The organism is Streptomyces albicerus (genome assembly GCF_008905045.1).
Taxonomy (GTDB): domain Bacteria; phylum Actinomycetota; class Actinomycetes; order Streptomycetales; family Streptomycetaceae; genus Streptomyces; species Streptomyces albicerus.
The window spans coordinates 23476-49139 of record NZ_VWMY01000054.1; the positions used below are offsets into that span (position 1 = coordinate 23476).

Annotated in this window: 25 protein-coding genes and 3 pseudogenes; 13 read left to right on the forward strand and 15 right to left on the reverse strand. The window is 68.5% G+C overall.

The genetic code is table 11. The annotated features are described in order from the left end of the window. Window positions 1–126: 126 nt before the first annotated feature. The 3 genes from GAS53_RS38590 to GAS53_RS55515 form a co-directional block, all read right to left on the reverse strand. On the reverse strand, window positions 127–1578 hold the full coding sequence (locus GAS53_RS38590) for an MFS transporter (RefSeq protein ID WP_151482430.1): 1452 nt from the start codon (window positions 1576–1578) through the stop codon (window positions 127–129). A 125-nt stretch (window positions 1579–1703) separates the two neighbouring features. Further along, entirely contained in the window at window positions 1704–2450 is a 747-nt protein-coding gene (locus GAS53_RS38595) for a response regulator (RefSeq protein WP_151482431.1), read from the reverse strand. Between the two features lie 301 nt (window positions 2451–2751). Then, window positions 2752–2892 (reverse strand): hypothetical protein, encoded by a 141-nt coding sequence (locus tag GAS53_RS55515; protein ID WP_192583464.1) that lies wholly within the window; start codon window positions 2890–2892, stop codon window positions 2752–2754. Between the two features lie 130 nt (window positions 2893–3022). Here GAS53_RS55515 and GAS53_RS38600 point away from each other — a divergent pair, with 130 nt between their 5' ends. Then, a complete protein-coding gene (locus tag GAS53_RS38600) occupies window positions 3023–5800 on the forward strand; it encodes an AAA family ATPase (RefSeq protein ID WP_151482432.1) in 2778 nt (925 codons plus the stop codon). 167 nt (window positions 5801–5967) lie between these two features. Here the strand turns inward: GAS53_RS38600 and GAS53_RS38605 are convergent, their stop codons facing one another. Then, window positions 5968–6927 carry a GlxA family transcriptional regulator gene (locus GAS53_RS38605; protein ID WP_151482433.1) on the reverse strand — a complete coding sequence of 320 codons (960 nt, stop codon included), beginning with the start codon at window positions 6925–6927 and terminating at the stop codon, window positions 5968–5970. Window positions 6928–7258: 331 nt separating this feature from the next. Between GAS53_RS38605 and GAS53_RS56950 the strand changes: the two are divergent. Together GAS53_RS56950 and GAS53_RS56955 are read left to right on the forward strand one after the other, a co-directional pair. Further along, window positions 7259–8197, forward strand: a pseudogene (locus tag GAS53_RS56950) (NADP-dependent oxidoreductase); the annotation flags it as partial. Between the two features lie 27 nt (window positions 8198–8224). After that, window positions 8225–8983, forward strand: a pseudogene (locus GAS53_RS56955) (nuclear transport factor 2 family protein); the annotation flags it as partial. 156 nt (window positions 8984–9139) lie between these two features. Here GAS53_RS56955 and GAS53_RS38615 read toward each other — a convergent pair. The 5 genes from GAS53_RS38615 to GAS53_RS38635 form a co-directional block, all read right to left on the reverse strand. Next, complete coding sequence (locus tag GAS53_RS38615) at window positions 9140–9604, reverse strand: hypothetical protein (protein ID WP_151482435.1); 465 nt, start codon at window positions 9602–9604, stop codon at window positions 9140–9142. Between the two features lie 26 nt (window positions 9605–9630). Further along, window positions 9631–10179 carry a DUF4262 domain-containing protein gene (locus GAS53_RS38620; RefSeq protein WP_151482436.1) on the reverse strand — a complete coding sequence of 183 codons (549 nt, stop codon included), beginning with the start codon at window positions 10177–10179 and terminating at the stop codon, window positions 9631–9633. Window positions 10180–10306: 127 nt separating this feature from the next. Continuing rightward, entirely contained in the window at window positions 10307–10510 is a 204-nt protein-coding gene (locus GAS53_RS38625) for a CYTH domain-containing protein (protein ID WP_151482437.1), read from the reverse strand. 30 nt (window positions 10511–10540) lie between these two features. Beyond that, window positions 10541–10801, reverse strand: a complete 261-nt coding sequence (locus tag GAS53_RS38630; RefSeq protein ID WP_225859363.1) for a GNAT family N-acetyltransferase — start codon at window positions 10799–10801, stop codon at window positions 10541–10543. Window positions 10802–11040: 239 nt separating this feature from the next. Beyond that, entirely contained in the window at window positions 11041–11658 is a 618-nt protein-coding gene (locus GAS53_RS38635; RefSeq protein WP_151482438.1) for a TetR/AcrR family transcriptional regulator, read from the reverse strand. A 127-nt stretch (window positions 11659–11785) separates the two neighbouring features. On the opposite strand from GAS53_RS38635, the gene GAS53_RS38640 reads away from it, so the two are divergent. Continuing rightward, window positions 11786–12697, forward strand: coding sequence for an alpha/beta fold hydrolase (locus GAS53_RS38640; RefSeq protein WP_151482439.1), 912 nt, complete (start codon window positions 11786–11788; stop codon window positions 12695–12697). Window positions 12698–13310: 613 nt separating this feature from the next. Here GAS53_RS38640 and GAS53_RS38645 read toward each other — a convergent pair. Both GAS53_RS38645 and GAS53_RS38650 read right to left on the reverse strand, forming a co-directional pair. Continuing rightward, entirely contained in the window at window positions 13311–14234 is a 924-nt protein-coding gene (locus GAS53_RS38645) for an NADP-dependent oxidoreductase (protein WP_151482440.1), read from the reverse strand. A 277-nt stretch (window positions 14235–14511) separates the two neighbouring features. Continuing rightward, the gene (locus tag GAS53_RS38650; RefSeq protein WP_151482441.1) at window positions 14512–14730 is read right to left on the reverse strand and encodes a hypothetical protein; all 219 of its coding nucleotides are present in this window, start codon (window positions 14728–14730) and stop codon (window positions 14512–14514) included. Between the two features lie 338 nt (window positions 14731–15068). Between GAS53_RS38650 and GAS53_RS38655 the strand changes: the two genes are divergently transcribed. From GAS53_RS38655 to GAS53_RS38680, 5 genes are all read left to right on the forward strand, one after another. After that, a complete protein-coding gene (locus tag GAS53_RS38655) occupies window positions 15069–15884 on the forward strand; it encodes an oxidoreductase (protein ID WP_151482442.1) in 816 nt (271 codons plus the stop codon). A 118-nt stretch (window positions 15885–16002) separates the two neighbouring features. Continuing rightward, window positions 16003–17094, forward strand: coding sequence for an SMP-30/gluconolactonase/LRE family protein (locus GAS53_RS38660; RefSeq protein WP_225859364.1), 1092 nt, complete (start codon window positions 16003–16005; stop codon window positions 17092–17094). Between the two features lie 55 nt (window positions 17095–17149). After that, the gene (locus GAS53_RS38665) at window positions 17150–17740 is read left to right on the forward strand and encodes a TetR/AcrR family transcriptional regulator (RefSeq protein WP_151482476.1); all 591 of its coding nucleotides are present in this window, start codon (window positions 17150–17152) and stop codon (window positions 17738–17740) included. 553 nt (window positions 17741–18293) lie between these two features. Then, window positions 18294–19178 (forward strand): alpha/beta fold hydrolase, encoded by an 885-nt coding sequence (locus GAS53_RS38670; RefSeq protein ID WP_151482443.1) that lies wholly within the window; start codon window positions 18294–18296, stop codon window positions 19176–19178. A gap of 454 nt (window positions 19179–19632) precedes the next feature. Further along, a complete protein-coding gene (locus tag GAS53_RS38680) occupies window positions 19633–20106 on the forward strand; it encodes a winged helix-turn-helix transcriptional regulator (RefSeq protein WP_151482477.1) in 474 nt (157 codons plus the stop codon). Window positions 20107–20122: 16 nt separating this feature from the next. Here the strand turns inward: GAS53_RS38680 and GAS53_RS38685 are convergent, their stop codons facing one another. After that, window positions 20123–20728: a CGNR zinc finger domain-containing protein gene (locus GAS53_RS38685; RefSeq protein WP_225859366.1), complete on the reverse strand. Its 606-nt coding sequence runs from the start codon at window positions 20726–20728 to the stop codon at window positions 20123–20125. Window positions 20729–20792: 64 nt separating this feature from the next. Between GAS53_RS38685 and GAS53_RS38690 the strand changes: the two genes are divergently transcribed. Then, window positions 20793–21665, forward strand: coding sequence for an alpha/beta fold hydrolase (locus GAS53_RS38690; RefSeq protein WP_151482444.1), 873 nt, complete (start codon window positions 20793–20795; stop codon window positions 21663–21665). Between the two features lie 243 nt (window positions 21666–21908). On the opposite strand, the gene GAS53_RS38695 is transcribed toward GAS53_RS38690, so the two are convergent. Both GAS53_RS38695 and GAS53_RS58115 read right to left on the reverse strand, forming a co-directional pair. Next, window positions 21909–22607, reverse strand: a complete 699-nt coding sequence (locus GAS53_RS38695) for an SDR family oxidoreductase (protein WP_151482445.1) — start codon at window positions 22605–22607, stop codon at window positions 21909–21911. 197 nt (window positions 22608–22804) lie between these two features. Next, on the reverse strand, window positions 22805–22966 hold the full coding sequence (locus GAS53_RS58115; protein WP_318723324.1) for a hypothetical protein: 162 nt from the start codon (window positions 22964–22966) through the stop codon (window positions 22805–22807). Between the two features lie 93 nt (window positions 22967–23059). Between GAS53_RS58115 and GAS53_RS38705 the strand changes: the two genes are divergently transcribed. The 3 genes from GAS53_RS38705 to GAS53_RS38715 all read left to right on the forward strand — a co-directional run bounded on the left by GAS53_RS38705 (window position 23060) and on the right by GAS53_RS38715 (window position 25267). After that, on the forward strand, window positions 23060–23557 hold the full coding sequence (locus GAS53_RS38705) for a winged helix-turn-helix transcriptional regulator (RefSeq protein WP_151482446.1): 498 nt from the start codon (window positions 23060–23062) through the stop codon (window positions 23555–23557). Between the two features lie 115 nt (window positions 23558–23672). Beyond that, window positions 23673–24206: an SRPBCC family protein gene (locus tag GAS53_RS38710; RefSeq protein ID WP_151482447.1), complete on the forward strand. Its 534-nt coding sequence runs from the start codon at window positions 23673–23675 to the stop codon at window positions 24204–24206. After that, window positions 24206–25267 carry an LLM class flavin-dependent oxidoreductase gene (locus GAS53_RS38715; RefSeq protein ID WP_151482448.1) on the forward strand — a complete coding sequence of 354 codons (1062 nt, stop codon included), beginning with the start codon at window positions 24206–24208 and terminating at the stop codon, window positions 25265–25267. The genes GAS53_RS38710 and GAS53_RS38715 overlap by 1 nt, the downstream gene beginning before the upstream one ends. 106 nt (window positions 25268–25373) lie before the next feature. Here the strand turns inward: GAS53_RS38715 and GAS53_RS58565 are convergent. Further along, window positions 25374–25616, reverse strand: a pseudogene (locus GAS53_RS58565) (hypothetical protein); the annotation flags it as partial. Between the last annotated feature and the right edge of the window lie 48 nt (window positions 25617–25664).

Consider the following 25664-nt stretch of genomic DNA (forward strand, 5'->3'; position numbering starts at 1 on the left):
TACTGCCACCGGCAGGTGATCCACACGATCCGGTGTCTGTCCGGTCCGGCACAGCCCTGTTCGTTGGCGGCGGTCTGGATGCCCTCGACGATGCGGGCGGACAAGGCGCGTTGGGTGGCGCGAGGCTCAGATGGCGGCTGGGGCGCCGGCCGGAGTATCCCCTGGGGCGAGGTCGGCAACTGGGCCACCGGTCTTGCGCCGGCTGGGGATAAGGAACGTCAGTGCCGCCGCCACGCTGAGCGCACCGGTAGCGAACCAGAGCGCCGGGATCAGTCCGTCCACGAACAGCGAGGCGGACTCGTAGCCGCCCTGGGCGGAGAAGATGGCCGCCAGGGACGCGACACCGATGGCGCCGCCGACCTCTCGGATGGCGTTGTTGGCGCCGGAGGCGATGCCCTCTTCCTCCGGGCGGACCGTGCTCATGACGAGGTTGGCGGTGGGGGCGTAGAACATGCCCGTGCCGATCCCGCAGAGGATCAGCGCGGGCAGCAGGTCGGGGTAGTGCACCTGCGGCTCGACGGCCAGCGCCCAGAGCCCCAGGCCCACGGCCTGTAGGGCAAGCCCCACCGCGACGACCGGTCCGCCGCCGATGCGGTCGGAGAGGGCTCCTGCGAGCGGTCCGGCGATCATGGGCATCGCGGTCCAGGGCAGCATCCGTATGCCTGCTTCCATCGGCGAGTAGCCGCCGATGTCCTGGAAGTACTGGGTGAGCAGGAAGACCGCTCCGAATGTGCCGAGTATCATCAGCAGGCTGGCGGCGTTGATGGCGCTGAAGGAGGGGTGACGGAACAGGTGCATCGGCAGCATCGGGTGCTTGGCGCGCTGTTCCCAGGCGACGAAGGCGACCAGCAGGAGGGCGCCGCCGATCAGGCCGCCCAGTACCGGGGTGCTGGTCCAGCCGTCGGCGTTGCCGCGGACCAGGGCGTAGACGATGCCGAACAGACCGCCGCTGGCCAGCACGGTTCCGGTCAGGTCCAGGCTCGGGTTGGGGCCTTGGCTCTCGCTCAGGCGCAGCAGGGCCAGAGGAATCAGCGCCAGGCCGATCGGGACGTTCACCCAGAAGATCCACTGCCAGGAGACGTACTCGGTGAGCGCGCCGCCGATGAGCGGTCCCATGGCGACGGCGAGGCCGCTGGCCGCGCCCCAGATGCCGAAGGCGACACCGCGCCGCTCGGCGGGGACGGCGGCCGACAGCAGGGTCAGGGTGAGCGGGGTGATGATCGCGGCGCCGAAGCCCTGCACCGCGCGGGCGGCGATCAGTTCGTTCATGCCCGGAGCGAGTGCGGCCGCGGCGGACGCGGCGGTGAAGATGCCAAGACCGAGGACGAACAGCCGTCGGCGGCCGAAACGGTCACCCAGGGAAGCGCCGAACATCATCAGCACGGCGAAGGTGAGCGTGTAGGCGCTCACCGTCCACTCGAGATCTTCCAGGCCGCCGCCGAGGTCATCGCGGATGGAGGGCAGAGCGGTGGTGACGATCAGGTTGTCGAGCGCGGTGATGAATCCCGCCGTGCTGGTGATGAACACGGCCCACACGGTGCTGCTGCGCCGGGCCGCTTGCTTGCTTTGCTGTTCCATGACTTCCCTTGACGGACTGGGTTGGTAATTGATCATTTGGATGACGCTGCCGGTGCTCGGTGTGAAGCCGGGCCCCGTCAGCGGCAGGCTGCGTGCGGATCCCCGCGTGAGGGAGTGAGGGAACCTCAGCCGGTCGCGGGCAGAGCGTCAGGACCTCTGCGGCCGGCGCTGACTGCGTGCGGTGGTGCTGGTCGTGCGGGTCTGACCAGTCCGGTGTCGTAGGCGAAGATCACGGCCTGGACGCGGTCGCGGGCGCCGATCTTGGCGAGGATGTGGCTGACGTGGGTCTTCACGGTGGATTCGGCCAACGACAACCGTTGGCCGATCTCGAGGTTGCTCCAGCCGGAGGCAATGGCGGTCAGCACCTCGCGCTCGCGCTGGGTCAGGGATTCGTGTTCGCGCTGGGTCAGGACGGCGAGCTGCCTCTTTTGGCCTGGGGCGCGGCCGGGCAGCCGGTCGGAGAAGACGTCGATGAGCTCGCGAGTCAGGCCGGGGGCGATGACCATGTCCCCGGCGGCCACGGACCGGATACCGGCGACGAGTGCGTCGGGCAGGGCGTCCTTCAGCAGAAACCCCCTGGCACCGGCGCGCAGGGCGTCGTACGCGTGCTCGTCGATGTCGAAGGTGGTCAGGACCAGGACGTGGGAACGGCCTCCGGACTCGACGATGCGGCGAGTGGCCTCGATGCCGTCCATGCCGGGCATCCGTACGTCCATGAGTACGACGTCGGGGCGCAGTTCGGCTGTTTTGCGGACGGCTTCGGTTCCGTGGGCGGCCTCGCCCACCACGGTCAGATCGGGGTGCTGTTCCAGAAGCATCCGGAAGCCGAAGCGCTGCAGGGCGTGGTCGTCGACGATGAGAACGGTGGTCATGCCAAGTCTCCGTGTGGGCGGTGGTGGGGGTGGTGGGGACGAGAAGGGCACGGACGGTCCGGTCGCCGCGGGCGTCGGGGCCCGCGGCGACTCCACTTGGCAGAGGGCGGCCCGCTCACGTATGCCGAAAGGCCTCTGGTCACCGCCGTCACGGCCGTCCACCCGTGGGTGCACGACGGTCCGGTGTCCTCGGCGGTGACGTCTACCGCGTCGAGGGCGGGGGTGACGATGACGCGTGCCGCGGTGTGCGGGGCGGCGTACTTCTCCTTGCTGCCGTTGCTTTGAGATCTTGGTGGTTGCTTCACGGTCGACGGTCGGCCGGCCGGTTGAGTGTGCGGAGTTGTCTGTCGAAGGCCCGTGCGGGAACGACATGGCGGAGCGTGTTGATGCCTCCGGTGGTCGGGCCGACGGTGCAGCGCAGTTTCGCGAATGCGCTGATCACGTCTCCGACGCTACTGACGAAGGGGTGGCAGCGGATCCGTCACCGTATCCGTCATGGAACTGCCAAATCTGGTTGAACGCGGGTACCGGGAGTGGCTCCGGGCGACAGCAGCCCCTTAAGCTTTCAACAAATGGACCTATACGGACGGCGCCAGGAGCAGGCAGCCCTCGACCGGATCCTTGACGGTGCTCGGCAGGGCGACGGGGCAACGCTGGTGTTGTGGGGTGACCCCGGCATCGGCAAGACCGCCCTGCTGGAATACGTGGCCGAGTCCGCGGCTGCGGACTTCACCGTCTTGCGATGCGGGGGCACTCGCCTGGAGTCGGGGCTGACGTTCGCCGCACTGCACGAATTGCTGTGGCCGGTGAAGGAGCGGATCAGTACGCTCCCGGAGCCGCAGGCCAACGCCTTGAACGGGGCGCTCGGTACCAGCAACGACGTGGCGGACCGGTTCCTGATCGGCGTGGCCGTACTGACGCTCGTCGGCGAGCTGGCCGAAGAACGGCCGGTGCTGATCATCGCCGACGACGCCCAATGGCTCGACGAGCCATCCGCACAGTGCCTGGCCTTCGCCGCGCGCCGACTGCGCAACGGGCCCGTGGTCATGCTCCTCACCGGACACGACGACCCCGTCGACGGCCCCTGGGAGAAACTGGCGGCCATGGAGGTCCGGGAGCTGGGCGACGAGGACGCCCGGCTCCTCGCCAGTGCCGTCGCTCCGCACGCGGACGAGTCAGTGATCCGCCGCACGATCCGCGCGGCAGCCGGAAATCCCCTCGCACTCCAGGAGCTGACCACGTCCGTGGCGGCCGGCGACATCTCGGCGCACCCTCTTGCCGATGAGCGGATCGCCGTCGGGCCACGCCTGCGCCGTGCCTTCCGAGCACGGATCGAGAGGTTGTCCGCGCCTGCCCGCACCGCGCTCCTTCTCGCCGCCGCCGATGACCGTAGTGATCGCAACACCGTGTACCAGGCCGGTGTCGTGCTCGGCCTCGACGCAGTCGCGTGGGACGAGGCGCTGCACTCGGGCCTGCTCACCATGCGCTCGGACGGGCGGATCCGCTTCCGCCACCAACTGATGGAGGCGGTGGTCTACGAGGAGGCGCCGCCCGCCAACCGCCAGGCCGTACATCATGCGCTCGCCTCCGTACTGACTGGTGAGAACGCCGACGAGTTGCGCCCGTGGCACCTCGCCGCGGCTTCGGAGGCCGTGGGCCGACCTGACGAGGAGGTGGCCCGGCTGCTGGAAGAGTCGGCCCACCGGTCCTGGGCACGCGGTGGCTGTGCCACGGCGGCTCGTGCCCTGCGGCGTGCGGCGAAGCTGTCCCCCTCCACGGACGACGCGGCCAGACGACTGGCTCACGGAGCGAGGGCGGCCTGGGAGGCCGGCCACGTCGACGTGGCGCGGGGAATGCTGGAGCGGGCCGAAGGGGTCTCCTCCGCATCCACGGTCGCGGATCTCAGCGAGGGGTTGCGCGGGCTGATCGAGTTCGCGCACGGCGATCTGGAAACCGCCTGCCGTCAGCTGACCCGGGACATGGAGCGGGTGGCCGATCCCGGGCAGGCGTTCAGGCTCGGCAGCATGGCGCTGCGGGCTGCGTGGGCGGCCAGTCGTGGCGCACTTCAGCGCGAGGCGCTCCAGCGGCTCGAGCGGCGGCTCCCGCAAGGGGGCTTCTCGAACGCCGAGCTGCTGCCGTTGCTGCGCCAATGGTGGACGGAGGACGGGGGCGGCGGCGCCGATGACCGCGACCAGGGCGTGGCCCCCGTCGCTGACATCCTCACCCGGCTCAGCGGCAGTTCCTGGCTCCTGATGCCACCGGCACCGCTGGCGGTGGCCTGGGGCATCGAGTCCGCCCTCCAGGAGGCGCTCCGCCGTGAAATCGACACGCTGCGGCACACGGACCAGGTCACTGCCCTGACCCAGGCGCTGGCCCAGACCGTGGCGCCCGACATCGCGCAAGGCTCCTGGACCTCGGCCAAGGCGAACGCCCTTGAGGGGCTCCAAGTGGCCCAGGGGACCGGCGACGACCACTTGGCGGGGCAGTGCCGCACCGGTCTCGGATGGCTGGCAGCCGCGCAAGGCGATGAGCGGACCGTCAGGGACGTCGCCGACCGGACCATCGAGGTTTGGGTGCCGCGTGGGGTGCGCGTCTTCAGCGCCTGCGCGGAGTGGAACCTCGGTATGTCGGCGCTCTTCGCCGGCCGGGCCGAGGAGGCGCTGGACCGCCTGGTCCGGCTGGGCGAGGACGGACACCACGCGGCGAACGCCACCGTCGCGCTGCTCGCCGCGCCGGACACCGCCGAGGCCGCGGTCCAGGCCGGGCAGCGGGCGACGGCCGAGGAACAGGCGCGGTTGCTGCGGCGGTGGGCCGAGCGGACCAACGCGGCGTGGGTGATCTCCGCGACGCACCTGGTCCATGCACTGCTGGCGTCGGGGGCGGATGCGGAGAAGCAGTTCCGGCTTGCACTGGATGTCCCCGGAGCCGCGTCTCGGCCCTTCAACTACGCCCGCACGCGCCTGCTGTACGGCGAGTGGCTGCGGCGGGCCCGCCGTCGTACCGACGCCCGGATACAGCTGGCCGAAGCCGCGGAAACCTTCCAGCGACTCGACGCGGCTCCGTTGCTCGCCCGCACCCGGGCCGAACAGGAGCTGACCGGGCAGCAACCGCAACGGGACTCCGCGCGGGCACGGGCACAGGACACCCCAACGACCCTCACGGCGCAGGAGTTGAGAGTCGTACGGCTGGCCGCGGAGGGACTCACCAACCGGGAGATCGGAGCACAGCTGCTGATCAGTCCCCGCACGGTGGGTCATCACCTGGCCAACGTGTTCCCCAAGCTCGGCATCGTCTCGCGCGCCGACCTCGCGCGCGTCGACTTCGAGGACGGACTGCGTTTGATGGGGTGACCGGCGGTATCCCGGGGCTGCCCGAGTGGCTCGCCGATGCTGCCAGGATTCGGACGAAGGGAACCCGGTACGGCGGGACTATGGCGAACGCCATTCCTCCGGCCGTGGCGGTGCACCGATGCGGCCGGTTCGTCATCGCGTTCGCAGAGCGGTAGGTGCGGTGGTGCTCAGTGGGTGGGGGACAGAGCGCCGCGGAAGGTGCGCCGGTAGGCGAGCGGTGAGACGCCGATGGCGGCATGCAGGTGTTCTCGTAGCGATGTGCCGCCGGCGAAGCCGACTTGGCCGGCGATCTCGTCCACCGGCTGGTCGGTGGTTTCCAGGAGGTGTCGTGCCCGGTCGACGCGCTGCTGGATCAGCCAGCGTCCCGGGCTCATGCCCACCTCTTCGGTGAAGCGGCGGGCGAAGGTGCGCAGGCTCATGTGGGAGTGCTCGGCGAGGTCCGTCAGAGTCATGGGTTCGTGGAGGTTCTCCAGCGCCCACTGGCGGGCGGTGGCCGTTCCGCTGGCCGTGGCCTCGGGCACCGGGTGCTGGATGTACTGCGCCTGTCCTCCGTCGCGCCACGGGGGGACGATGCACATGCGGGCCACCTGGTTGGCGACTTCACTGCCGTGGTCCTTGCGGATGATGTGCAGGCAGACGTCGAGACCGGAGGCGGCGCCGGCCGAGGTCAGCACATCTCCGTCGTCGATGAAAAGGACGTCGGGATCCAGTGCGACCTGTGGGAACCATGCGCGGAAGAGGTCCGCGACCATCCAGTGGGTGGTGGCCGGCCGGCCGTCGAGGAGACCGGCTGCGGCGAGGACGAAGGCGCCGGTGCAGATCGATACCAGGCGGGTGCCTGGAGCCACGGACGCGAGCGCCTGGACCACGGCTTGCGGCACTTCCCGGGGGGCGGCGCTGGGGACGAAAGGCGGGATGACGACGGTGTCGGCGGTGCGCAGCGCCTCCGGGCCGTGCTCGACGGTGATCGAGAAGTCGGAGTTGGTGCGTACCGGGCGGCCGTCGACGCTACAGGTCAGGACCTCGTAGCGGCCGTCCGCCGCCTCGAAGACCCGGCTTGGGATGCCCAGTTCAAAGGGGTACACACCGTCTACGGCCAGAACGACGACTCGGTGAATGGGTGTCATGGCGTGATCCCGTCGAAGATTGGAATTCATGCCACGATATCGGACGGTGACGGCAACACGCTGGACGCATGACGCGCAGGGTCACCTTGCGCGCCACAACTCCATGTTCTGACGACGAGATGTCAGGGTTCCGGCGACAGGCGCCGGAACCCTGAGTACTACGTTTCACGCGTCGACTCCCTCCAGCGCGGCGAGTCTGGGTGTGGCCGACGCAATGAATCGTCGAACGTACGCCATGGCGTGATCCCGTTGAAAGTTGGCATTCATGCCATGGCGCCTGGGAGTCGCAGGCCGCAACGCTGGACGCATGACGAACTCCAATACCGCCACCATGCGCGCCATCCGCCAGGAGACCCACGGTTCCCCCGAGGTGCTCAAAGAGGTCGAAGTTCCCAGGCCCGAACCGGGGTTGAGTGAGATCCTGATCGCCGTCCGCGCGGCCGGCGTCAACCCGACCGACTGGTGGAACCGCGCCCAGCCCATGACCGCCAACGGCCTGCCCCTCATCCTTGGCTGGGACGTCTCCGGAGTCGTCGAGGCCGTCGGCACCGGCGTCACCCTGTTCAAGCCGGGCGACGAGGTCTTCGGCATGCTGCCCTACCCCCACGGGGTCGGCGCCCACGCCGAGTACGTGACCGCCCCCGCCCGTGCCTTCGCGTACAAGCCCGCCGGCATCGACCACGTCCAGGCCGGCGCGCTCCCGCTCGCGGCCCTGACCGCATACCAGGCACTCGTCGACACCGCCGATGTCCAGCCCGGGCAGCGCGTCCTCATCCACGCGGCCGCCGGCGGCGTCGGCCATCTCGCCGTCCAGATCGCCAAGTCCCGCGGCGCGTACGTCATCGGCACCGCCAGCGCCGCCAAGCACGACTTCCTGCGTTCCCTGGGAGTCGACGAGGCCATCGACTACCACACGGTCGACTTCACCGAGGCCGCCAAGGACATCGATGTGGTCCTCGACCCGATCTCCTTGGACACCGTCGCCCGCGCCCGCTCCCTCGCCGTGCTGCGCCCGGGCGGCACCCTCGTCTCGATCCTGCCGGTACCCATCGACCCCGACGAACTGGCGGACATCGCCGAGCGGGGCATCCGCTACGAGGCCCTCCTCGTCGAGGCCGACCGCGCCGGCATGCAAGCCATCGCCGACCTCGTCGAAACCGGCGCCCTGCGCGCCCACATCGAGGCCACCTTCCCGCTCGCCGAGGCCGCCAAGGCCCACACCCTGGGCGAGACCGGCCGCACCACAGGCAAGATCGTGCTGACCGTGGAGGGGACGGTGAAGACGCAGATCGCCCAATCCCTCACGACCGTGTTCGAGGGGGGCGACACGACCGTCATCGACCGCCACGTACGGCCGGACTACATCCAGCACAACCCGCTCGCCGCCGACGGCCCCGAGGCCATGAAGGCCTTCGGCGCCGGCATGCGACAGCAGTTCCCGGACGCCAAGTACAACGTGTTGCGGGTCCTGTCCGAGGGCGACCTGGTGCTCCTGCACTCCAACGTCGTCCTCGTTCCCGGCACTCCCGGGATGGCCGTCTTCGACATCTTCCGCTTCCAGGACGGGAAAATCGCCGAGCACTGGGACATCCTCCAGGAGGTGCCGGCGACCACGGCCAACGGCAACGACATGTTCTCCACCCTCAGCGGGCCGCAGACCGAGGCACCGGAGCAGCGGTGGTTCACCGCGTACAACAGGAAGTTGGTCACCGCGTTCGTCGACCAGCTCATGGTCCGCAAGGATCTCGCCGCCATCGACACCTACGTGGCCCCCGAGTACCGTCAGCACAACCCGAACATCCCCGACGGCGCGGCAGGCGTGAAGGCCGGACTGGGCGCGTACATCGAGCAGTTCCCGCAGCTGAGCGTGGAGCCGAAGCGGGTCATCGCCGAGGGCGACCTGGTGGCCGTCCACAGCCACTACATCGACACACCGGGCGAGCGCGGCCGGGCGGTCCTCGACCTCTTCCGGGTCAGGGACGGAAAGATCGTCGAGCACTGGGACGCCGTGCAGGACGTGCCGGAGACCTCCGCCAACGACAACACCATGTTCTGACGACGATGCTCTGACGGCCGCCGGGTCGTAGCGGCCGCGCTACGACCCTGGGCAGCGCCCGCAACTGATCTTCACCCTCCAGCGCCCTGAGCCTTCCCGGGGTCCGTCTCGGTGACGTAGCGTCATCTGGAGCCGTGGCCGACGTTCAAGTTGGGGTTATCGGAGCGGCCCTTGCTCGTCGACGAACACGGTGGGCGTGGACAGGAACACCTCGGCGTTCACCGGGCCGTAGGCGATGTTGAACGTGTCCAGCCAGTACGACCAGTCCTGCATCCCCGCCGTGCTGCTGAAGCGATAGTTGAGCTGCCAGCGAACCCACTGGCCGGGCGCGAGGCGCACTGCCGGGGGCCTGGGCGGCAGGGCGAACAAGGGCTGCACTCGAGGAAAGACCCGCAGCCGTCCGTCGGTTTCACGCAGCTGGACATCGATTCTTCCGCGGTCTTCCTGGGTGTCGTACGGTTTGAAGCCGTCTCGCTCATGCATGCGAATCACGTGCGCGGAAGCGGTCTCGGCAGACGGGAGAGCGAAGCCGATTGGCGCTGCGTTCCTGCGCGAGGCAGCCTCCCCGCCCCGGGACCGCTTCGTCCAGGACGTCCGTATCCATTGGACGGTGATCTCCATGGCGTCGCTGGTCGGTGCTTTTGAGATCAGAGTTCGGTTGTCCAGATTCCGACAGGGTGCTCACTCGGTGGCAGCCACAACTGAGGCTGCGACTTCCGATGTTTCTCCTCGGCCTGTTCTTCCCAGTGAAAGCGGTCATCCGCGTCGGGCCACGCAACCTGCAGCACAGGGAAAGGGGGCCGACGGTAGAACCCGATGGCCCACCCGAAGAAGGTCCGGTACCAGCGGAGATCGACCTGCTTGAGTGCGACTTGGTGGCCGTCGACAACGTCATGATGCATCTGACCGCCAGCCAGTACAGCGCCCGCCGCGGACTTCCCGCCGAGCCTGTTGAGAATGCGGTGCATGACGTGGATATCGAGCCCGAACATGGCGAGTTCAGGTGCGCCGTGAGAGTGCGCCAGTCCGATCGTATAGGCGAATCCAGGACCGGCCTCGTCCTCGGGAACCATGACGACATGCCATCCGTGCTGCTGCACATTCTCGATCATCGCCAGATCAGCCCGGTCCGCTTCGTCCCGGTCGCCGTAGTCATGGCAAAGGACGCAGCGGCACTGGAACGGATCATCAGTCATATGCGGAGGCTACGAGGTAGGCGTTTGAGCCGGGCATCCGGGGTTCGTGATCTTCCCTTGCCATCGAAGGACAATGTCACCCTCCGCGACCGCTCCCCAAGATCTGTGCCAGAACCGAGTTTTGATGTCACAGCTCGTGGCGGGAGGTCTGGACGAGGCGTCCTCCGGTGAAGCGAGCGTCATCGGTCACCTCTGCCACGCACTCGGCAGGGGGCACGAAGGACTGTGCCTCTTCGTCGGTGCTGAACTCGGCCTTTGCGAGCACCAGGCCCTGCGCAGCACTCGGGCCGGAGTCGTAGCCGTCCCTCGATCTGTGAGCTGGAGAGGTCAACGTGCACACCGGATGACAGGGCGAGGCTGTTCAGGTTGGGAGTTTCGCCGTATAGATCCATTCGGGACCGTCGTATCCGATTGTGTCGAGGTGCACCGCCCGAGTCAGGCCGGCCCGGATTGCCACGCGCTGGGAAGCCATGTTGGCCGGTCGAACCCTGGCGATCAGGGGGAGATCGGGAACGCGGCGGGACACCCAGGCCGTGACCTCGCTGGCGGCGTCGCCCGCGAAACCCTGACCCGATGCCGAGGTGGCGAAGCGGTAGAAGAGGTTGAGGAAAGGATTGTGCACGCAGGTCCCGGGATCACTATGGATCTCAAAGATCGCGTCGATATCAGCTTCGCTTGACGCCGCAGCGACAGCCGGGCGGTCTGCAACTCCTCAGCTGCCAGGCTCCAGTCACGCATATGAAGATCCCGGATCTCGTCTTCGGTTCAACACGGACTCGCCTCGCTCACCTTCAACAACAGCAATGATCAAGGGTGTTGGATCAAGGGTGTTGGAACCCAGGTGCCAATCGTCAGGCCGGCTCACGGATCTTGATCACTGCCCTGGAAGATCCGGTTGAGGTGGTGCTCCAGCACCGCGACGGCGGATCGCGGGCTGCGCTGGTTGACCAGGACGCTGGTGCCAAGTCCCGCGGACATGGCCAACAGGCTGGCCGCTTCCAACTGGACGTCCACACCGGGCGCAACGAGATCCGCCTCTTGTGCCTGCCGGAGGAGTCCTGCCAGGACGTCCTCGGCGGCATCAGGGTTCCGGATGAATGGCTGGGCGGCGAGCGCCGGGTCGGTCACGGCCAGAACGGCGTACGAGGTATAGACGAGGTGGAAGGCCCGGCTCTCCTCGTCGGTCGGCAGCGACGCCATCAGAAGCGCCTCGATCATCGCGCGCGGGCCTGGGTTGTCCCCGACGGTCCGGGACCGGGCCGCGACGCGTTCCCCGAACCTTTCCGCCAGATGCTGCAGCCCGTAGAGCAGCAACTTCTCCTTGGTCTCGAAGTAGTACTGCACCAGCCGCAGCGACACTCCGGCCTCCGCCGCCACGTCGCGCATCCCCACGGCGTGCAGGCCGCGTCGCCCCGCCACCCGGACGAGTGCCTTGGCGATCTCTGTACGCCGTTCTGCGTGGTCCACGCGCTTGGGCATCGGCCGCCTCTCTGCTCGTCCGTTGCGCCGGTTGCCCTGGTCGGGGCGCCGCCAATTCATGATGATACAGCCGTACCACCATCGTGGTACGTTCGTATCACGAAGAATCGAGATCCCGGAGGTGGCAGTGTCCGAGACCACGACCCGCAGCCAGGCCAATGTCGGCCGCTACGTGAGCGATGCCTTGCGTCACCGCTACTTCGCAGCGTGCGACGCGGTATACGCACTAGGGGCGCCCGCGCTCGCGGAGGAGGACGTGGAGACCTCCTTCGGCACCACACACGTCTATCGGTACGGCCCCGCGGACCCGACCGCCCGGTCCCGCACCCCCGTCGTCCTGGTGCACGGGGCGGGCTCCTGCTCTGCCATGTGGTATCCGAACACCCCGGCCCTCAGCGCCGACCGTCCCGTCTATGCGATCGACACCCCAGGTGATCCGGGACGCAGTGTGCAGCGCGAACCCATCCACCAACCCGAACGTGCCGCGCAGTGGCTGGACGAGACACTTGCCGGGCTCGGGCTCGACCGGGTGCACCTTGTCGGTTCCTCCTACGGCGGATGGCTCACCCTCAACCAGGCGCACCGCAGGCCCGACCGCCTCGCCTCGGTCACGCTGCTCGACCCCGGCGGCCTGGAGAAGGTGGGGCTGCGCTTCTTCGTCTGGCTCTTCGCCAGCCTCTTCGCGACGTTCGCGCCCAAGGCGCTACGCCCACGACTGGCAGCCTGGCTGGAGCAGCCGGTCCTCGCCGTACCGGAGTTGCGCACGATGATCAGACTGGGCGTCCGTGCATACCGCATACGCCGCCCGGCTCCCCCGCCCCTGTCCGAGGACGAACTGTCCACCATCCACACCCCGCTCTACCTGGTACTCGGCAAGCGAAGCCTCCTCGTGCACCCACACCGGCAAGTGGAGCGCATCCCGCGCCTGATACCCGGCGCCCGCGCCGAAATCGTCTCCCACACCGGCCACGGACCACAGATTGACCACGCAGAGGAGGTCAACCGCCGAATGCTGAGTTTCATGGACTCCGTCACCTGACCGCCGCCAAAGCTGACGGGCCGAGGCGCCACTCACCCTCCACGCGGCCAAGACCTGAGCAATTACGTGCCCTCAGCGATGGGGAATGTCATGGCCGTCCACCTGGGCGAACCGACTGACCTTCAACCCCACCTCCGTGGGTTCGCGAATTGTGAAGAAGGCTCGAAACGAACCCACGGCCAACTGACGGAATTCGCTGACCTGCTGAAACGCGAACTCCGAGCCGTGGGCGTCCCGTGAAGAAGTGCGTAGCTTCCCGGTGAACCGCGGTACGCCGGTGTGTGACTGAGTACGTTGGTTGGTTCTGACCGCGCTTCCGTGACGACCACGCCAGAAAGACGGTCCGCGTCCAGGCCAGCCAGCCAGCGTGCAACCACCTGGGCGGCGCGGAACTCTGTCGCCGAAAGCACTCGGGGCCGCCGGCAGGCTGGGCCTTCACGGAAGATCGGTCACCACCTTCGAATTGGCCGGTGAGCGCGCTATGCGGCCGGTCTGGGCACGGACAACACGAAGTCCGCCGCTGATCCTTGCGTCCGAGGGATCGCCAGCGGACTGAGCAGGACTAGGTCCTCAGCGGAGCACACCTGGGGACAAGGCAGTCGACCGGGCTTTCTCACTCATCTTCGGCGACGCGGATGATCGTCTTGCCGGGAGTGCGCTTGTCCGGGGCGAACGCGGCTGCCGTCTCGGCGAGCGGCCGGACCGCGCCGACGAGCGGCTTGAGGCGTCCGTCTCGCAGCCGCTGAGCGAGGTCGGCAAGGCGGGCCCGGTCGGGTTCGACGACGAAGAAGACGGCCCGCCCGTCACGGGGGTGGACAGTGACCGGCTCGGCGATGGTGACCAGGGTGCCGCCGGGGCGGACCAGTCTGGTGGAGTGCTCCAGGATCTCGCCGCCGATGACGTCGAACACCACGTCGACCTCGTCGATGTCCTCCAGGCTCTCGGCCTGGAGATCGACGAAGGCATCCGCGCCCAGGCCGAGAGCGGTGTCGCGGTCTTCTGCCCGGCCGGTGCCGATCACCCGGGCGCCCACCCCGCGGGCCAGCTGCACAGCGATGGAGCCGACACCGCCCGCGGCGCCGTGGATGAGCACGCTCTGGCCGGTGGTCAGGTGGGCGTGGGCGAACAGGGCCTGCCAGGCGGTGAGCCCGGAGATCGGCAGCGCGGCGGCCGTGACGTGGTCGACATCGGCCGCGAGCGGGGCGAGGTTGCGGGCCTCGACCGCGACATACTGGGCCAGCGAGCCGTTGCGGGTCCAGTCGGTCAGCCCGAACACCCGCTGCCCGACCGTCAGACCGGTGGTGCCGTAGCCCAGTTCGGTGACCACGCCGGACAGCTCGTGGCCGGGCACGCTCGGAGTCCGGTCGCGTCCAGCCCGATCGGTCCAGGTGCCGGGCCAGGCCAGCTCGCCCGGGGTGAACCCGGCGGCGTGGACCTGCACGATCACGTCGTTCTCGGCAGCGTGCGGATGGGGCAACTCGGTGAGGGTCAGGCCGCTGACGCCGGCGTCACGGTCCTGGACGGTGATGGCTCGCATGAAGGGTTCCTCTGAGAAGAGACGTTCAGGAGACGGACATCGCGCCTTGTGGGCGCAGGCATCGCTCCCTCAGGAGGCCGACTGCCCGCCTTGACCCAACCCAGCCCCGCCCGCCCATGCCCGCCACCGCACACAGTCGCGAACAAGAAGGGCCGGCAGGCTCCGCCGTGGTCACGCTTACGACCCTAAGAGCAAAGCGGCCCACATTCTTGGGCCAATTGCATGGCCTTCCAGTGGGCCATCTCCCAGCCCCTCCGTCACCCGCCGGATCCGTTGATCAGCAGGACGAGTCGTTCCTTCTTGCCCCGGCCTGGCTGCCCTTGCCCTCCAGGTCGTAGAGGTAGTACTGCCGACCGCTGCAGCTGTACGTGTCGGCCCAGGCCACCGGTGCGACACCGGCAAGTGTGGCGGTGAGCGCGACGATCGGTCCGGCCGGCGCGAGGCGTCGGCGCGTCCGTGTCAGAGATGCCGCGCCAGGAGTGGTCTTGGGACGCATGCGCTCCCCAAGACACCCACGCAGCGGCAGCGCCTCAAACCACCGGTCCGTCGTCCACGGCACCAGCCGGGACTGCACCACCGGCTGTACCCGGTGGCGCCCCCTGGGCCACCAGCTGTGATCCCGAACCGTTCGCTCGCCGTCTCGGGTGATGCGAGGACCGGCCGTCTCGGTCAACTGCTCGTCGTCCGCTCGTGGTCCTTCCCCTACCGCACCCCACGTTTCCCGGATCTTTCTCGGATCGCCGGACGTGACCACTTGCCATTCGACCGACGACCACTCTATGGTCGTACGAACGTAAGACGTACGACCGTAAGTCAAAACCAAAGGAGATCGTGATGGCGACAACTCGGCCGGTGGCGCTCGTGACAGGTGCCTCATCGGGGATCGGCAAGGAGACGGCCCGCGCCTTCGTCGCGGCGGGTTTCGAGGTGATCGGAACCGGTCGCAAGACCTCCGGACTCACCCCGCCCGACGGTGTGACGTACCTCGATCTCGACGTGGGCAGTGACGACTCGGCCACCGCCGCAGTCGCAGAGGTTATCGACCGGTTCGGACGCATCGACGTCCTGGTCAACAACGCAGGCGTCGGTTCGGCGGGCGCCGTCGAGGAGAACTCCGTCGCCCAGGCCCAGAGTGTCCTGAACATCAACGTCCTGGGTGTCATCCGGATGACGAAGGCCGTCCTGCCGCACATGCGCGCCCAGGGCGGCGGACGCGTCATCAACATCTCGTCCGTCCTCGGGGTCGCCCCCCAGCCCTTCATGGCCCTCTACGTCGCGTCGAAGCACGCCATCGAGGGCTACTCCGAGTCGCTGGACCACGAGGTCCGCGAGCACGGCGTCCGGGTCCTGATCGTCCAGCCCGCCTACACCAAGACCAGCTTCGACACCAACGCCGCGCAGCCCGACACCCCGCTGCCGCTGTACGCGGAGCGACGGCGCGACTTCGACGAGATGATCGCGGATGCGATGGAGAAGGGCGACGCCCCCGCCGTCGTCGCCAAGGTGATCGTCACCGCGGCCACCGACAAGAAGCCGAAGCTGCGCTACACCGCCGGCCCGCTGGCCTCACGCGTCACCACGGCGCGCCGCCTCGTCCCCGCCGGAACGTTCGACAAGCAGATCCGCAAGAACAACCGCCTGCCCGGCTGACCTCCCGGTCCGGGTTTCAAGGGCGCCGATTCCGCCCGGATGTCTCCGCTGTGCCCGACATCGCTGATGTCGCCGAAAGTCCTTTGATCAGTCACTCGTTGATTTACCGAGGAGAGTCATGCAGCAGCAACGCCAGCACACGGCCCGGCGCAGTTCATCGAGCGCAAAGCGTTTCCTGAAGAAGAACGTCGGCATCGCGCTGGCGGTCACCGCGACGGCGGCCGTCCTGGGGTCGGCGCCGTCCGCGTCCGCAGGGACGGGACACTCGGGACCCTCGTATCGCGGATCCGTTGTCACTGACGTACGGACCGTGGCGACGTTCGACTACGCCGCCGGCGAGATCCCCGAGAACATCACCGCCAACCCCGACGGCTCGGTGACCCTGTCCATGCTCGGCAGTTGCGCGGTGTGCGAGCGCACCCATGGGCCGCAGCTGATGCGTATCTCTGCGTCCGGAGAGCGCACCGTGCTCGTCACCGGGCAGGTGGGTGAGGCGATCAGCGGCAACACCCGTGGCAGTGACGGCACCGTCTACTACAGCGTGTGGGCCCCGGGCGACGCGGCCAGGAACGGCGTGTACTCGCTGCGTGGGGACGGTACCCCTGAGCGCATCGCCGCTCTGCCCGCCGACTCGGGCCCCAATGGGCTGGCCATCGACGCGGCCGGACGCACCCTCTACATCGCGGACAGCCTGAAGGGCATCATCTGGGCCGTTCCCGTCTCGGGCGGATCGGCGACCCCGTGGCTGACCGATGCCGCTCTCGCGCCGGTGCCGACCGAAGCCCTGCCGATCGGCGCCAACGGGCTCAGGTTCCACAACGGCGCCTTGTGGGTCAGCAACTTCAACCAGGGAACACTGCTGCGGGTACCGGTCACCGGTACCGGCGCGGCCGGTCCCATCCGCCCTGTCGCGGCCGGCCTGCCCAACATCGACGATTTCAGCTTCCTGACCCCCCGGTCCGATGTGGTGTTCGCGGCGCAGAACGGCTCCTCCTCGCAGAACGGTCCGGACAGGGTCGTGGTGGTCTACCCGAATGGCACCTACAAGGCCGTTCTGACCAGCGCGGACGGTCTCGCCTCACCCTCCGCGACCGCAGTTCGCGGCGACCGGTTGTACATCACCGACGGCGGGGTCCCCGAGCCCCACGACGCGAAACTGCAGACCGCCAGGATCAACTTCCCGGCTCTCCTTGCAGGCGCGGCACACTGACCTGACCAGGGCGGCAGCCGGGGCGCAAGCCCCGGCTGCCGCGATGGAGGAACGCATAGTGCGGTACACGAAAGAACACAAGCAGCAGACAAGGCAGCGGATCATCGCGACGGCCGGTCGCCGGCTCAAGCGCAACGGTATCGACGGCTCCGGAGTCGCGACGCTCATGAAGGACGCGGGCCTGACCAGCGGCACCTTCTACGCCTACTTCGCGTCCAAGGACGAACTCGTCGCCACTGCGGTCGCCGACCAGATGCGCGCACAGCACGCGAACATCGTCGCGCAGGCGCCGCCCGGCCGTGCCGGACTCGAGCAGATCGTGCGCTGGTACTTCTCCACCGAGCAGCGCGACAGCGTCGAGGACGGCTGCCCCAACGCCGCCCTGCTCGACGAGATCGGACGCGCCACGGATCCCACCAGGCAGGCGTACACCGACGGCGCACTGGTCCTCATCGACGACTTCGCCGCCCGCCTGGCACCCCACGATCCGCCGTCGGCGCGCCTGAAAGCACTCAGCCTCCTCGGCATGATGGCCGGGACGCTGCAGCTCTCCCGTGCCCTGACCGACCGGCAGCTCGCCGACCAACTCCTCGAACAGGGCGTCCGCACCGCCCTCGCACTGCTGGACGCCGAGCAGCACAACTGAGACGCCATCCGCGTATCGATCACGGGGTGTCGATCACGGGGCTGGTCTGGTCGAACGGGGTTCCTGATCGGGTGATCGCGCGTGAGTCGACGCATGACAGCGGGGCCTGTTGGCAGTTCGGGGGTGCGAACCGAACCGATCACCAGGAGGCCCGTTGCCGCGGTCTTTCGCGCTCGCGTGCGTGGGGTCCAACTCGCCGGGCGGAGCAGGCTCACCGCGGCCGCCCAGCTCCTGGCGTCCCGGTGCGGTGAGGTGCAGGCGGAACTTGACCTGGGGCCCGGCTGGCAGGCGGTGCGCCTCGGTGACGTGGCCTCGTGCGCCGCCGTGACATCGAGAGCCTGCTCCACGGGGGAGGGGGTGGACTTCCGGCGGAGTCGATTCGCTGTCGCGGCCTCACCGTCATCGTGTGCGGCGTACCTCTTGCGGCCGCATTGGATTACGGTCATACTTTAATGGTCGACGTGATGCTGAGGGACTCAACCGAACGGGGTTCCGACTCCTGCGGACCTTCTGCCGTCGACCGAACTGACTGCAGCCGCAGTCCAGAACCCCCATGCAGAAGGGCACGGCCGTGAACGACGCACAAGGAGTACGAGGCGACGCGGTGACGTCGTACAAGAAGGCACCCACCCGCACCCTCACCGCCGGGGGAGTGACCTTCGCCTACCGCGACCTCGGGCCGAAGACCGGCGTCCCGGTGGTCTTCATCACCCACCTTGCCGCGGTCCTCGACAACTGGGACCCCCGGGTCGTCGACGGCATCGCCGCCAGGCATCGCGTCATCACCTTCGACAACAGGGGCGTCGGCGCTTCCAGCGGCTCGACACCGAAGACCATCGAGGAGATGGCGAAGGATGCCGTCACCTTCATCCGGGGACTCGGGCTGGAGTATGTCGACATTCACGGCTTCTCGATGGGCGGCATGATCGCCCAGGTGATCGCGCAGGACGAACCGCAGCTCGTCCGCAAGCTGATCCTCACGGGCACCGGCCCCGCGGGCGGCGAGGGCATCAAGAACGTGAGCCGACTGTCCCATCTCGACACCGTCCGGGCCTTGTTCACCCTCCAGGACCCGAAGCAGTTCCTCTTCTTCACCCGCACCGCGGGCGGGCGTCGAGCCGGAAAGCAGTTCCTGGCCCGTCTCAAGGAGCGCACCCACGACCGGGACAAGGCGATCTCCCTCACGTCGTACTTCGCCCAACTCAAGGCCATCCACCGCTGGGGGCTCGCGCAGCCCCAGGACCTGTCCGTCATCCATCAGCCCGTGCTCGTCGCCAACGGCGCGAGTGACAGGATGGTGCCGACGAAGAACTCGTTCGACCTGGCCCGGCGACTGCCGAACGCCGACGTGGTCGTCTACCCCGACGCCGGCCACGGAGGCATCTTCCAGTTCCACGAGCAGTTCGTGGCGGAAGCGCTCGACTTCCTTGAGCGGTAGTGGCTGTCAGGGACGGGTGACGGGCGCCCTGATCGAGGACCTCGTCGGCGAACTTGCGGTCGGCGAGGGCGCGGGACAGTTGCAGCGTCCCCACCATCGTGGTGAAGGGCCCGATGGCCCTGCCGCGAGCGGACTGCGGATCCGCAGGCGCCAGTCGGGCGGCGATCTCTTCCACGATGGCTGTCGCGCCCTCGGTGTATGCCTGCTTGGTGACGTCCGTGCAGCGGCCGGTCTCGTCGAGCAGTGCGGCGGAGGGGCATCCGGCGCTGGGTTGGTCACGGTGCTCGGCGGACAGATAGCGACCCCAGGTGGGCCGTGGCGGCGGATGCTTCTCGTGCGCGGCTGGATCGAGTGGCCGATCGCGGCACCAATGGCTGAGTATCTATAAGTAAACTCAAACTCGGTTAGAATCACTCCCATGGATGCGTGGACCGAAGTTCTTCAAGACACCGGCATGGACCACCGACTCGATCGGGACACGTCCAACTGCTCGATCGCGCGGACTCTTGAGATCGTGGGCGAGAAGTGGACGATCCTGATCCTGCGTGAGGTGTGGTACGGCTCGTCCCGGTTCGGTGACTTCGAACGTGTCCTGGGCTGTCCTCGCAACCTTCTGGCGGCGCGGCTTCGGATGCTGGTGGAGGAAGGGATCCTGGCGACCGAGACGTACAAGGAGCCCGGTTCGCGGAGTCGGCCGAAGTATGTGATCACCCCTAAGGGCATGGATCTGGTGCCGGCCGTGATGGGGCTGCTGCAGTGGGGTGACCGTTACCGCGCCGACCCGGAGGGGCCGGCGGTACTGGCTCGACACCGCGAGTGCGGCGCGCATGTCGACGTCCAGATTCGTTGCGAACGGGGCCACGCCGTGCAGGCGGAAGACATCGAGAGCGTTCCCGGCCCGGCATTTCGTATGAGGTCGCCCGAGTGAGCTGAGGACTCCTCCGTCAGCTTTCCGTGATCCGGCCGCTCTGTCGTGTACGCGCCTGATGGAGGCGGACCTTGGTGCGGTTTCCGCAGCGGGACATGGAGCACCAGCGGCGGTTGCGGGCCGGGGAGCGGTCCAGGAAGCGCAGTGCGCAGCGGTCCGCGACGCAGACGCGTACGCGCCGGATCTCGGCGGACAGGAGCAAGTCGACGGCGTCCTGGGCGATGAGCGCCAGCGCGAGTGTGGGGTCGGCGGCGAGGGTCGTGGTGCCGGCGGGCTCCAGGCGGTCGTGGATGATGGCGAGTTGCAGGGCGGGTCTGGGGGCCGCCGCTGCCGATCGGTTGAGCAGCGTCACGTCGCCGGATGTGGGCAGTCGGCCGTCGGCGACCGCCAGTACGGCCCGGTCGACGCTCTCGCGCAGCCGTCGGGCGGACATGACAACGGCTGACGTGGCGGGATCGGTGGTCTCCGGTGCGAGCAGAAGGGCCTCCCGGAGCCAGCCCATCAGGTCGTCCGGTCCCCGGAGTGTCTCCTCCGGAGTGGTTTTCCACCGGCTTCGGAGGGTGTTGGCGAAGTCCAGGCAGACCCGTCCGCCATCCCAGATCCACATGTCGTCCGTTGCCATGTCTCCATTCTGCCCGCTAGCTTAACCGTCTAAGACGGTTAGCTCGTGTCAGGGAGGCGCATCCATGGGACAGCCGACAGCGACGACCGGAGTGACGCAGGTGGACGGGGTCCGCCTGCACTACGTCCGAGCCGGGTCCGGACCTCTGCTCGTCCTGCTCCACGGCTGGCCGCAGACCTCCGACTGCTGGCGGCCGGTACTGGCGGATCTCGCCGCCGAGTACACGGTTGTGGCGCCGGACCTGCGCGGATACGGCCTGAGTGACAAGCCCACCACTGGTTACGACAAGCGACGTATGGCCGCCGACATGGCAGGCCTCGTCGAGGCGCTCGGCTTCGAGCGGGCCATGGTCGTGGGCCACGACCGCGGCGCTCGCGTGGGGCACCGCTGGGCGCTGGACCGCCCGGACCAGGTGGAGCGGTTGGCCGTGCTCGACATCGTTCCCACCCGCGAGATGTTCCGCCGCCTGGACGCCTCGCTCGCCTCCGGATACTGGCACTGGCTGTTCCACATGCAGCCCGATCTGCCCGAACGCTTGGTGGGGCACGACATCCGCGGGTATCTCGAGTACTTCTTCGAGCGGTGGAGCTACAACCGCCACGGACTCACAGCCGACGCGGTCGACGGCTACGTCCGTGCGTTCTCCCGCCCGGGCGCCCTGCGTGCGAGCCTCGACGACTACCGCGCCATGGAGGAGGACACCGCGCTCGACGACATCGACGCCGCCGAAGGCCGCCGCCTCACCATGCCGCTGCTGGCGCTGTGGGGTTCCGTGGGGCTGCCTGCCCGCCTGCCGACACTGGAGATCTGGCGTGGCTACGCGGACGATGTAACCGGTGCCGAGATCCCGGAGTGCGGCCACTTCATCCCGGAGGAGCAACCGGAGGCGCTGTTGGCGCATCTGCGGCCTTTCCTGGCCGGCAAGACGAGTCGGTGAGCCGGTGAGCCGATGAGCCCCCCACGGTGACGGAAACGGTGCCCCTCGGTCGGTCGAGCGTCGGCCCGAGGGGCGCGCTGTTCGGGGGGGCGCCGTCCGAGAGGCCATCGACCACGGTGTGATGACCCCGCGCGGCGAACGAGCCTGGAAGGCAGGACATGCTGCTGAGGGGCGGCCCTGCCGTAACCGGCTGGGCCGCCCCTCGGTCCGGGTCTCAGATGCGGATTCCTGGGCGGTCGGCCCTCAGGGGAGCTGCGGGTAGAGCACGGAGACGCCTCCGGCCAGTGCGGCCTGCGCCTGGCGGGCGGCGTTGTCCGCGAGGATCTCGTAGGCGTCGGCGGCGATGCCGTCGATGGCGATCCGCGCGATGTCGGCGGGGTCGGACTTGGCCGCGTCGACGGCCCGGACCATGTCGGTGTCCATGAAGCCGACGTGCAGGCCGGCCACTCGGATGCCCTGGTCGGCGAGTTGCAGGCGCAGGGCGTTGGTCAGCGACCACTCCGCGGACTTGGCGGCGGAGTAGGCGCCGAATTCCGGGAAGCTGACCCAGGACAGGCCGGACAGGACGTTCAGGATCGCCCCGCCGCCGTTGGCCGCGATCTGGGGTGCGAAGGCGCGGGCCACCGAGAGGGTGCCGAAGTAGTGGGTGTCCATCTCCAGGCGGACGTCGTCCAGGTCGGCGGCCAAGAGGTCGGCGCCGGTGGATGACCCCGCGTTGTTGACCAGGAGCGTCACGTCGCCCGTGGCCTTGGCTGCGGCCGCGACGGAGGCGGGATCGGTGATGTCGAGCGCGATCGGCCTGACGCCGGGCAGGTCGATCTGGTCGGGGTTGCGGGCGCCGGCGTAGACGGTGGCGCCGCGGCTGAGCAGCTCGGCGGCGAGGGCCCGGCCGAAGCCCCGATTGGCTCCGGTGACAAGGGCGGTGCTGGCAGTGAGGTCCATGGGGGGTCCTGGTGAAGTGGATTATTGAATTACGGTCGTAATTCTAAACAGGAAGAGTCGATGAGCGCAAGCGCACTGTGCGGAGAGGGTGCGCCCGCCCCAGGCGCGGCGACCGTGCCCACGACCAACGCGAAAGGGCCTGCCGTATGCACGGCAGACCCCTTTCGCGGTCCATCGGGTGCTGTCGAGGCCCTCCCTCACCGTTTCGCGGTAGCGGCGCTTGCCCCCGGCGAGGGCGCTTGTAGCCGGTAAGGCTGCGCGGGTACGCCGATCACGGCGGCCTCGAGCACCGACGGGTCGCCCGCGAGAACGTCCTCGATCTCCTTGGGGTAGATGTTCTCCCCGCCACGGATGATCATGTCCTTCGAGCGCCCGATCGGGGTCGGACAGCCCTCGGCGTCGAGGTGGCCCGCATCGCCTGTTCACGCCTGGACGAACCTATGCTGGCTGTCATGAGGCGGACATCCTTTGCTCAGTGGCCCTGCTCGATCGCGCGGACCATGGACCTGCTCGGGGACTGGTGGACGCCGTTGGTGCTGCGTGAGGCGTTCTACGGGATCCGGCGGTTCGACGCGTTCCAGGAGTCGCTGGGGATCGCCCGCAACACCCTGACCGACCGGCTGCGCCGGCTGGTGGACGAGGGGCTGCTGGAGAAGCGGCCGTACCAGACGGAGCCGGTTCGGTACGACTACGTGCTCACCGAGAAGGGGCGCGACTTCTACGACGTACTGCTGGTCATGAACCGGTGGGGGGACCGCTGGCTCGCAGGTGAAGCGGGCCCGCCGGTGGCCATGCACCACGACACGTGCGGGCAGGAGACCCATGCCGAGGTGGTGTGCGCCGCCTGCGGCGAGCCGATGACGGCGGACAACACCCGCCCCCGGGTGGGTCCCGGCTATCCGCCGCATTTGGCCGAACGGCCGGATGTGCGGGAGCGATTCGCGGGCTGACCCGGTAGTTCCGCGGGGCCTGTGTCTGTTCCCTTGACAGGAGAGTCTATCTACGCAACTTTACTGGTCGGGTGCCGGATTGAGGTTCTCGGACGGGTAGGGAGGCCACAGGATCGTGGAGTGGACGGGTGCGCGCTATGCGGACAAGCCGACGGTTGAGGTCCACACCTGGATTGCCGCCCCGCCGACACAAGTGTGGACGCTGGTGGCCGACATCGAGCTGATGCCGCGTCTGAGCGCCGAGCTGCAGTCGGTGGAATGGCTGGATGGCGCGAGCTCCCCTGCACTGGGGGCCCGGTTCATCGGTCGGAGCAAGCACGAGTCGTTCGGGGAATGGGCCACCACATCTCACATCGTGGAGTGCGAGCCGCCGAGGGTGTTCGCCTGGGCGGTCGAGGACCCCGAACACCCCACGGCCGTCTGGCGGTTCACTCTCGAGCCGCAGGACGGCGGCACTCTGCTGCGGGAATGGATGCAGATGGGGCCGGCCCGCTCGGGCCTCTCCTTCGCCATCGATCGCATGCCGGAGAAGGAGCAGAAGATCGTCTTCGTACGCATGCGGGAGTTCGAGGCCAACATGACCGTCACCCTCGAAGAGATCAAGAAACTGGCCGAGAGGTCCCGGACCTCGGGCGAGGCGAGTCTCTGATGCGTACCTCCACCACGATCGAAGCCTCCGGGGGCGACTGGCGGGAGATCGTCGACTACGTCACCGAGGCGGAGAAACTCGGCCTGGACATCTGCTGGGTCGCGGAGGCCTGGGGCTCGGAGGCACCGTCACCGTTGGGCTATCTCGCCGCGAAGACCGAGCGCATGCTGCTCGGCTCCGGGATCATCCAGCTCGGCACCCGCACCGCCATGGCCATCGCCCGCGCCGCGATCACGCTGTCGCAGATTTCCGAGGGGCGCTTCCTTCTGGGGCTCGGCCCCTCCGGACCGCAGGTGATCGAGGGGCTGCACGGTGTGCCGTTCTCCCGGCCGTTGTCGCGGATGCGCGAGACCGTCGACATCGTGCGACAGGCCGCCACGGGGGAGAAGGTCTCCTACACCGGGCGGGAGTTCCAGCTCCCGCTGCCGGGCGGGGAGGCGAAGCCCATGCGCCTGTCCATGCGCGCCGAGTACGACATCCCCGTATACCTGGCCACCCTTTCGCCGAAGATGCTGCACCTGACCGGCGAGATCGCCGACGGTTGGCTGGGTACCAGCTTCGTTCCGGAGGGCGCCAAGGAGGCGTACTTCGACCACCTGGACCAGGGGTTGGCCGCCGCCGGTCGGAAGCGCGCAGACTTGGACATCTGTCAGGGCGCCGAGGTCGCCTTCGCCGACGACGAGGACGCGCTGCGCGCGATGGTGGCCGGGCGCAAGAAGGAGCTGGCCTTCAGCCTGGGCGGCATGGGCTCCGCGACCACTAACTTCTACAACAACGCCTACAGTCGCCAGGGTTGGGCCGAGGTGGCGGCCGAGGTCCGGACCCGCTGGCAGGCCGGGGACCGGGATGGCGCGGCCGGCCTGGTCACCGACGAGATGGTGCTGGCGACCACGCTGATCGGAACCGAGGACATGGTGCGCGAGCGGCTGCGCGTGTGGCGCGATGCCGGTGTCGACACCGTTCGTCTCTATCCCGCCGGCGAGACCCTCGATGCCCGACTCGCCACCCTGGGCCGGGCCATCGAGCTGGTCCGCGACATCGAGGAAGAGGCTGCACGGTAGCGACAGGTCGTGGCGGCCGAGGCACGTCGCCATGTGCCGACGCCGGACGCCGGGCCCCGGTCCAGGTCGACCGGGCGCTGACGCCGTCGGCCGCCAGGCCCGACATCAGCAGGGTGATCGCATGGAACGTCCGGGTCAGGGCGTCCTTCCGGTCCGCCGCGGCGGCGATGATCTGGTTGCCCTCGCACAGGCCGGCCAACAGCAACCAGGCGACAGTGGCGACGGGGACGTCCGGTCGCAGTTCACCGCGTTCGGCCAGAACGGTCAGCAGCCGTTCGATCGGAGGCTGGGCGACGGTGTCGTTGATGTGCCGGTACTGCGCTCCCAGGACCGAGGGTGCCTGGGCCATCAGCTGTCAGCGCAGGGGGTCGTCGATGGTTCGCCCGGGGCCCGATGG

Excerpts from the sequence above, each read along its gene's own strand:
- GAS53_RS38590 (WP_151482430.1), bottom strand. The coding sequence starts at position 1,578 with ATGGAACAGCAAAGCAAGCAAGCGGCCCGGCGCAGCAGCACCGTGTGG.
- GAS53_RS38595 (WP_151482431.1), bottom strand. The coding sequence starts at position 2,450 with ATGACCACCGTTCTCATCGTCGACGACCACGCCCTGCAGCGCTTCGGC.
- GAS53_RS38600 (WP_151482432.1), top strand. The coding sequence starts at position 3,023 with ATGGACCTATACGGACGGCGCCAGGAGCAGGCAGCCCTCGACCGGATC.
- GAS53_RS38605 (WP_151482433.1), bottom strand. The coding sequence starts at position 6,927 with ATGACACCCATTCACCGAGTCGTCGTTCTGGCCGTAGACGGTGTGTAC.
- GAS53_RS38615 (WP_151482435.1), bottom strand. The coding sequence starts at position 9,604 with ATGGAGATCACCGTCCAATGGATACGGACGTCCTGGACGAAGCGGTCC.
- GAS53_RS38620 (WP_151482436.1), bottom strand. The coding sequence starts at position 10,179 with ATGACTGATGATCCGTTCCAGTGCCGCTGCGTCCTTTGCCATGACTAC.
- GAS53_RS38635 (WP_151482438.1), bottom strand. The coding sequence starts at position 11,658 with ATGCCCAAGCGCGTGGACCACGCAGAACGGCGTACAGAGATCGCCAAG.
- GAS53_RS38645 (WP_151482440.1), bottom strand. The coding sequence starts at position 14,234 with ATGCGAGCCATCACCGTCCAGGACCGTGACGCCGGCGTCAGCGGCCTG.
- GAS53_RS38650 (WP_151482441.1), bottom strand. The coding sequence starts at position 14,730 with ATGCGTCCCAAGACCACTCCTGGCGCGGCATCTCTGACACGGACGCGC.
- GAS53_RS38655 (WP_151482442.1), top strand. The coding sequence starts at position 15,069 with ATGGCGACAACTCGGCCGGTGGCGCTCGTGACAGGTGCCTCATCGGGG.
- GAS53_RS38660 (WP_225859364.1), top strand. The coding sequence starts at position 16,003 with ATGCAGCAGCAACGCCAGCACACGGCCCGGCGCAGTTCATCGAGCGCA.
- GAS53_RS38670 (WP_151482443.1), top strand. The coding sequence starts at position 18,294 with ATGCAGAAGGGCACGGCCGTGAACGACGCACAAGGAGTACGAGGCGAC.
- GAS53_RS38680 (WP_151482477.1), top strand. The coding sequence starts at position 19,633 with ATGGACCACCGACTCGATCGGGACACGTCCAACTGCTCGATCGCGCGG.
- GAS53_RS38685 (WP_225859366.1), bottom strand. The coding sequence starts at position 20,728 with ATGGCAACGGACGACATGTGGATCTGGGATGGCGGACGGGTCTGCCTG.
- GAS53_RS38690 (WP_151482444.1), top strand. The coding sequence starts at position 20,793 with ATGGGACAGCCGACAGCGACGACCGGAGTGACGCAGGTGGACGGGGTC.
- GAS53_RS38695 (WP_151482445.1), bottom strand. The coding sequence starts at position 22,607 with ATGGACCTCACTGCCAGCACCGCCCTTGTCACCGGAGCCAATCGGGGC.
- GAS53_RS58115 (WP_318723324.1), bottom strand. The coding sequence starts at position 22,966 with ATGATCATCCGTGGCGGGGAGAACATCTACCCCAAGGAGATCGAGGAC.
- GAS53_RS38705 (WP_151482446.1), top strand. The coding sequence starts at position 23,060 with ATGAGGCGGACATCCTTTGCTCAGTGGCCCTGCTCGATCGCGCGGACC.
- GAS53_RS38715 (WP_151482448.1), top strand. The coding sequence starts at position 24,206 with ATGCGTACCTCCACCACGATCGAAGCCTCCGGGGGCGACTGGCGGGAG.